This is a genomic window from Betaproteobacteria bacterium, assembly GCA_009377585.1.
Classification (GTDB): domain Bacteria; phylum Pseudomonadota; class Gammaproteobacteria; order Burkholderiales; family WYBJ01; genus WYBJ01.
The window spans coordinates 1-7,172 of record WHTS01000193.1 but is presented as its reverse complement, the minus strand read 5'-3'; the positions used below and the strand labels follow the sequence as shown (position 1 = coordinate 7,172).

The 7,172-nt window shown below is 64.1% G+C and carries 6 protein-coding genes; 3 read left to right on the top strand and 3 right to left on the bottom strand.

Translation table 11 applies throughout. The annotated features are described in order from the left end of the window. Positions 1-100: 100 nt before the first annotated feature. The 3 genes from GEV05_29805 to GEV05_29795 are packed head-to-tail and all read right to left on the bottom strand — an operon-like array spanning position 101 to position 1,947. Positions 101-961 (bottom strand): hydrolase 2, exosortase A system-associated, encoded by an 861-nt coding sequence (locus tag GEV05_29805; protein ID MPZ47480.1) that lies wholly within the window; start codon positions 959-961, stop codon positions 101-103. Positions 962-963: 2 nt separating this feature from the next. Then, entirely contained in the window at positions 964-1,218 is a 255-nt protein-coding gene (locus tag GEV05_29800; protein ID MPZ47479.1) for an acyl carrier protein, read from the bottom strand. A gap of 24 nt (positions 1,219-1,242) precedes the next feature. Next, positions 1,243-1,947 (bottom strand): N-acetyltransferase, encoded by a 705-nt coding sequence (locus GEV05_29795; GenBank protein ID MPZ47478.1) that lies wholly within the window; start codon positions 1,945-1,947, stop codon positions 1,243-1,245. Between the two features lie 243 nt (positions 1,948-2,190). On the opposite strand from GEV05_29795, the gene GEV05_29790 reads away from it, so the two are divergent. The 3 genes from GEV05_29790 to GEV05_29780 are packed head-to-tail and all read left to right on the top strand — an operon-like array spanning position 2,191 to position 6,895. Beyond that, complete coding sequence (locus tag GEV05_29790) at positions 2,191-3,783, top strand: acyl-CoA ligase (AMP-forming), exosortase A system-associated (protein MPZ47477.1); 1,593 nt, start codon at positions 2,191-2,193, stop codon at positions 3,781-3,783. Beyond that, positions 3,780-5,018, top strand: a complete 1,239-nt coding sequence (locus GEV05_29785) for a pyridoxal-dependent decarboxylase, exosortase A system-associated (GenBank protein MPZ47476.1) — start codon at positions 3,780-3,782, stop codon at positions 5,016-5,018. The genes GEV05_29790 and GEV05_29785 overlap by 4 nt, the downstream gene beginning before the upstream one ends. A gap of 23 nt (positions 5,019-5,041) precedes the next feature. Then, positions 5,042-6,895 (top strand): asparagine synthase, encoded by a 1,854-nt coding sequence (locus GEV05_29780; protein MPZ47475.1) that lies wholly within the window; start codon positions 5,042-5,044, stop codon positions 6,893-6,895. Positions 6,896-7,172: the final 277 nt, after the last annotated feature.

Here is a 7,172-nt window from a genome sequence, read left to right as displayed (position 1 = left end):
CGATACTGCGGACCGCCGACGACCACGAGGACCCCACGCCGCAGCGGACGCGGCGGACGAGCGATCACTCCGATCAGCGTCTCCCCTTCGCAATCGAAGGTTACGCCCTGCTCGCGGTATCCTGTTTCCATCCTTCACTGCTCGCCCGTGTCGTCGCCTCGAGCAGCGCTGGACAATCGACGATTTCAACTGTCGTCCAGAACGGCTCCCCCGTCACCACCTCATACCGCACCCGCATGCCGGCATGCTGCCATTGCTCGACGACGCGGGCGGAAGCCGGAGCGACCGAGCCGGCTTCGGGCACGACTTCGAACCAGTCGACAGCTAGGCCGGAAGGCGGGATGTCCGCCAGACGCAGCGCGTTCATTTCGCTCGCCAGCGTCGAATTGATCTCGTACCCGGCGACTTCCAGCGTCTCGCCCGCCGCCAGCCGCTTGCGCAGCGCACCTGCCCCACCGCCCGCGGTGCCCGAAGCGAGCATGTCGCCGGCAACGCTGATGCGCAGGAACTGGGTCAAGTGCGTGTCTCCGCTGGCCACCGGCTGCCACAGCACCAGGCCGTCGATATCGTTGCCGTAGGTACTCACCCAGTGCGACGCGACAAGCGCACCGAAGCGCAACCCCCAGACACGCAGCGGCCCGTAACCTCTGCCCAGCATCCAGTCTGCTGCGACTTGCAGATCCCGGCACCAGCCCGAAACGGTTGCGTCTCGCAGTTCACCGCCGCTATCCCCGCAGCCGAGCAGATCCATTTGCAGCACCGCATAGCCCGTCTGCGCGAACCGCCGTGCTTGAGCCGCGGCCATCCTGCGAGCCTTGTTCATCTCCTCGGCGAATGGATGCACATAGAGAATGCCCCCTCGCAGCGCAACGCCGGAGGGAGGCAGATGAAGCAGGCAGAAGCGCGCTCCGGGCTCGACCGACAGGTAGAACGGCTCTAGCTGCCCGTGCCGATCGGCCACGTTCAATTCGCCATCTTCTGCTCGACGAAGGCCGCGAGACTTCCCAGAGTTTCGAAGGTCTCGGCGCCGATTTCGTCGTCCTCGACGCTGATTTCGAACTGCTCCTCCAGCGCGGTTATCAGGGACACGACCGCCATTGAATCGAGTTCGGGTATCGCACCCAGCAATGGCGTGGCCGAGCTCATCGAGCCCCCTCGAGCGCCGAGTTGCAAAGTCGTTGCCACGATGCGCCTTACATCATCGATCACCAAAGTCATCACCCTTCCAGTCAGAAAACGTTGCTATTCGGCACGAAGGTCGATGGTCGGTCGCGAGCTCGTGCCCAATGCCAGGTGCGCATAGGGCTTCACGGTGGCGAGCATCAATTGAACACGGCCTGCACACAGGAAGGCGGCGGTGGCGAGCCGTACCAGCCCCAGGCGTCGATGCGCTGCGAGTGAACCGGCATTGAATGCCGAAATACGGCTTATCGACCAGACCACGCCGAGCCTTGACAGCAGTTGGTTCGCCTCGTCCCAGAGCCGACCGAATGCGAATCCGAGCCGAGCCGAAGGTTCGACGAATACGTCGAAATCCCACGAGGCCGCCCCGTCCGGGCGGGGCACGAAGCGGCATCGGACCTCATCCTCTTCGTACGGTCCCACCAGGAACCAAAGGAAGCCCACGAACTTGCCGTCGGCACTTGCCATGAGGCAACGCGCGCCTTGACGAAAGCGCCCTTCGATGACTTCGCGTGGACGCTCCACGGGCAACGACAAGGCCTCGTCGAGACCGATTTCACGCACCACGATGCCGCGGCCACGTCGTGGAGGCAAGGCCGGTTGGCCGCTGACAGGCTGAGCCACGAGGTAGTACGCATGCAAACGAATTCGGCCCGCGCTCACAACCGCCAGCAGCCGCGACAAAGCATACAAGAATCCCCCTGCCCAGCCGAGTTCCCGCAAACTTGTCAGCATAGCGAACGCACTGTTTCCTGAGTACTTCAAGCCGGGGCGCCATCGGGCCGTTTATACTCGCGGCCGCAATTGCCTGCGTTGCTTCGCATCGCATTGTTCATGGAGCCCGGCAACAGCACGTACGAGCGCATTTGCCCGCATGCCGCGGATCCCGGTCGCTGGCTTCGTGCCCTGATCGTCGGAGCACCGAGCACCGGCACGATTTCTGCAACCGCGTAGGCGCCGCTTGATGCAAGGCCTGTGCCAATCACCCGTTCGGAGCACCTCCATCCGATGAACCACCTGCTGCACGAATTGATCTTCGATTCGGCGATGCGAACGCCGGACGCAATCGCATTGATTCATCAAAAGGATAAGCGCACCTATGGCGATCTGGCAGCGGAAGTTTCGGCACTCGCCCGAGCCTTCCTGAGCCTCGGCCTGGGCCGCAGCGAGCGGGTCGCAGTTTACCTCGATAAGCGCGTGGAAACCGTCGTATCGTGTTTCGGTGCCGCGGCGGCGGGCGCGGTTTTCGTGCCTGTAAATCCCCTGCTCAAGGCCGATCAGGTGGCTTACATTCTGCGCGACTGCAACGTGCGGGTCCTCGTGACGTCCAGGGAGCGGCTGCAGACGCTTGCCTCCGCCCTGACCGAATGCCCCGACTTGCATACCGTGATCGTCGTCGGCAGCAAGGAGATGTCCGATACCATTGCGGGCAAATCGGCCGTTGCGTGGACCGAGGTCTTGACGACTGCGGGAGAACGCCTGCCGCATCGAACGATCGACGTCGACATGACGGCGATCCTGTATACCTCCGGCAGCACCGGGCGCCCCAAGGGAGTCGTGCTGTCCCATCGCAACATGGTGGCAGGCGCATACAGCGTAGCTCAGTACCTGGAGAATCGGCCTTCGGACCGAATCCTGAGCGCGCTTCCGTTGAGCTTCGATGCCGGCTTCAGCCAGCTGACCACGGCATTCTCGGCCGGTGCCGGCGTGGTGCTGATCAATTACCTGCTGCCGCGCGACGTGGTCAACGCCTGTGCCGGAGAGGGCATCACGGGGCTCACCGCGGTTCCTCCGCTGTGGATTCAGTTGGCGCAGCTCAGCTGGCCGGAGGCCGTTCGCGCGTCACTGCGTTATTTTGCCAATACGGGCGGTCACATGCCGCGTGCAACGCTCGAGACTCTGCGGGCCGCCCTGCCGAAGGCCAAACCGTACCTGATGTACGGGCTCACGGAAGCGTTCCGCTCGACCTATCTGCCGCCGAGCGAAGTGGATCACCGGCCGGATTCCATCGGAAAGGCGATTCCAAACGCCGAGATCATGGTCGTGCGCGAAGACGGCAGCCCCTGTGCCCCCGGCGAGCCGGGCGAGCTCGTGCACCGAGGGGCGCTGGTCTCCCTGGGCTACTGGAACGACGCGGAGAAGACAGCCGAACGGTTCAAGCCCGTGCCCGGTCAGCCGGGCGGATTGGTTATGCCGGAAATCGCGGTATGGTCAGGGGATACCGTGCGCAGGGACGAAGAAGGATTCCTCTACTTCATCAGCCGCCGGGATGAGATGATCAAGACCTCGGGTTACCGGGTGAGCCCGACCGAAGTCGAGGAAGTTGTCTATTCGACGGGACTCGTCGCGGAAGCGGCTGCCCTGGGCATTGCGCATCCGACGCTGGATCAGGCCATCGTGGTCGTCGTCACGCCCAAAGCCGGGGAGAACGTCGATCCGGAGAAACTGCAGGCACAATGTCGCGAGCGGCTGCCCGGCTTCATGGTTCCCACGGCGATCCGCGTGAGCCAGTCCGCCCTGCCCCGCAATCCGAACGGCAAGATCGATCGCAAGTCAATGGCAGCCGAGCTGCAAACGATATTCAGCGGGAACGACCGATGAGCGGCGTGATTTGCCCTTCGCACGCACCCATGCAGCAGTTCGAGGTCATCGACGACCGCCTGCACCTGCACGGCGTTCCGATCGACCGCCTGGCGCAGCGGATAGGGCGCACGCCGTTCTACGCCTATGACCGGAGCGTGATCGACCGGCGCATTGCCGAGCTCCGGCATCACCTTCCCGCGGAAGTGCACCTGCATTACGCGATCAAAGCCAATCCGATGCCCGCGGTCGTGCAGCATCTTGCCCGGCACGTCGATGGGCTCGACGTCGCATCGGCCGGTGAGATGCACATCGCGCTAGATACCGGAATGGCCCCCGAGCGAATCAGCTTTGCCGGGCCGGGCAAGACCGAGGCCGAGCTGATGCAGGCCGTCGCGGCAGGTGTCGTGATCAACATCGAGTCGGAGCGCGAGCTCGATATCATCGAGCGCTGCGGCGCGCAAGCGGGCGTTCGTCCGAGCTTCGCGATTCGCGTCAATCCGGATTTCGAGCTCAAGTCTTCAGGGATGAAGATGGGCGGCGGTCCCAAGCAATTCGGCATCGATGCCGAGCAGGTGCCGGCCCTGTTCGCGCGCGCAAAGTCGCTCGACGCCCGCTTCGTTGGCCTGCACATCTTCAGCGGGTCGCAGAACCTGCGCGCGGAATCGATCGTCGAGGCGCAGCAAAAGAGCCTCGAGCTCGCACTTCGCCTGGCCGAGCAGGCGCCCGCACCGATCGAGTTCCTCAACATCGGCGGCGGTTTCGGCATTCCCTACTTCCCGGGCGACAAGCCGCTCGACCTCGGCCCGATCGCGCAAAACCTGAACGAGATCGTCGTAAGCGTGCGGCGAAGTCTCGCGCAGGCCCAGGTCGTCATCGAACTCGGGCGTTACCTGGTCGGCGAGGCGGGCGTGTATGTCTGCCGGATCGTCGACCGCAAGATCTCCCGCGGCGAGGTGTTCCTGGTGACCGACGGTGGACTGCACCATCACCTCGCTGCGTCGGGCAATTTCGGCCAGGTGATACGCAAGAACTACCCGGTCATCGTCGCGAACCGTGTCGCAGGCACAGAACGCGAGGTCGCGAACGTCGTCGGTCCACTCTGCACCCCGCTCGATCTGCTCGCAGCCCGCATGGAGCTCGCGCAGGCCGAACCGGGCGACCTCGTCGCGGTCCTGCAATCCGGTGCGTATGGATTGACGGCGAGTCCAACGGCATTCCTCGGGCATCCTGCGCCCCTCGAAGTTCTGGTCTAGCAATTGCCTGGAGCACGCGGCAGATGAGCGGTTTGTGTGGCTGGTTCGGACGCCCTTCGAACCCCGAAGGCGCGAGCGGAATCCTTCAGTCCATGGTGGGTACCCTGTCCCGGTTCGACGGCTCTCCGGTGCAGATCCAGCACGGCAACCGGCACGGCATGGCGGTGGCGGCGCCTGCGGGCCGAGCATCTGCGGCTGTCTCGAACCGCTGCGCCGCGGTCGTGTGGGGTACGCCATCGTTCAATGACGATACGTTGGCGCACGTGGCGCGAACGTCGGGCTCCGCGATGGCCGTGATCGATGCTTTTCGGCGTTACGGCGCAGAGTGCTGCACCAGGCTGGGAGGAGCATTCGCGGTTGCCGTGGCCGATGGCGACAGCGGGGACGCGCTCCTTGCGATCGATCGCATGGGCGTGCACAACCTGATCTACACCGAGACCAACCAGGGAATCGTGTTCGCGTCGAGCGCCGTTGCGCTTCACGCGCATCCGGCGACGATGCGCGACGTCGACTGGCAGTCGATATATCACTACGTGCACTTCCATACGGTCCCTGGGCCGGCGACGGCTTTTCGCAACGAGCAGCGCCTGCTGCCGGGTCAGTTCCTCCATGTGCGCAACGGGAACATGCGGCTCGGGCGGTACTGGCAGATGCAATTCGTCGAAGACGAAGAGCGGCCCTTTGCGGAGTCGCGCGACGAGTTCCTCGGCATCCTCACCGACGCGGTTCGGCGCATGGGCACGAGCGTGCCGACCGGCGCCTTCCTGAGCGGAGGCACGGACAGCTCCACCGTGTCCGGCCTGCTCGGAAAAGTCACGGGCAAGCCGGCGGAGACATTTTCGATCGGGTTCGCAGAGCCGGGCTACGATGAAATGGAGTATGCACGGATCGCTGCCCGGCACTTCAAGACGGCTCAGCACGAGTACTACGTAACCGCGGCCGACATCGTGGAGGCCGTGCCCAGGCTCGCTGCGATCTACGATCAACCCTTCGGCAACTCGTCGGCGGTGCCGACGTATTGCTGTGCCCGATTCGCGCGCGAGAATGCGATGCAACTGCTCCTCGGCGGCGATGGCGGCGACGAGCTGTTCGGCGGCAACGAGCGTTATGCGACACAGTACCGATATTCGCTCTACGAGAAGGTGCCGGGACTCATCCGGCGTGGCGTGCTCGAGCCCCTGGGCAGAACGCTGCCAGGCGGCGGCAAACTACCTCCGATTCGCTGGTATCGTCGGCTGGTCGAGCTCGCCTCGACCCCGATGCCGGACCGCACCGACGCGCACAATCTGCTGGTTCGACTCGGGATCGACAATGTCTTCACACCCGACATGCTTGCACGGGTCGAAATCGGCGGGCCGCAACGGCTGATGCGCGAAGTTTACGACGAGACGAAGGCCGGCTCGCTGATCAACAAGATGCTCGCGTACGACTTCCGGTTCACCCTCGCCGACACCGACATTCCCAAGGTGATGAAGAGCTGTGAGCTCGCCGGGCTGCCCGTCGACTTCCCGATGCTCGACGACGGGCTGGTCGCTTTCTCTGCGCGCCTGACGCCGGAGATGAAGCTCAAGGGAACGAAGCTGCGCTACTTTTTCAAGGAAGCATTACGCGGCTTCCTGCCCGACGAGATCATCTCCAAGACCAAGCACGGATTCGGACTGCCGTTCGGCCCGTGGTTGCGCAGCCACAAGCCGCTCGAAGAGCTGGTCATGGACAGCCTCGGAAAGCTGCGGGGCCGCGGTTTCGTTCGTTCCGATTTCCTGACGAAGCTCATGGGGACGCACCTCGCGGAACATCCCGGCTATTACGGGACCATGGCATGGGTGCTGATGATGCTCGAGCTTTGGTTCCAGCACCACTGCGATCGCCCGGCTTGATCGTGCACCTCGATCCGCAGGCATGGCGTACCCCGCGAGCAGTTCGGCCGAGCCTCGCCTCGAACCGGGCGGCCTCGTCGCGCTACCGGAGAAAGGTCCGGGCCAGCGCGGAGATCATGATCAGGACCGCGACTGGCTGTCAGTGCGCGGCGGCGTGGTCCGACCCACCTGCATCGTGAACATATCGAGCGAGGCAAAGCCTGCGCCAACTACGATTAGCTTGTGGTCCGAATCGTAGCCCACCGTCCGGCCGTGCGCGCCGGACGTGATTGCAAGA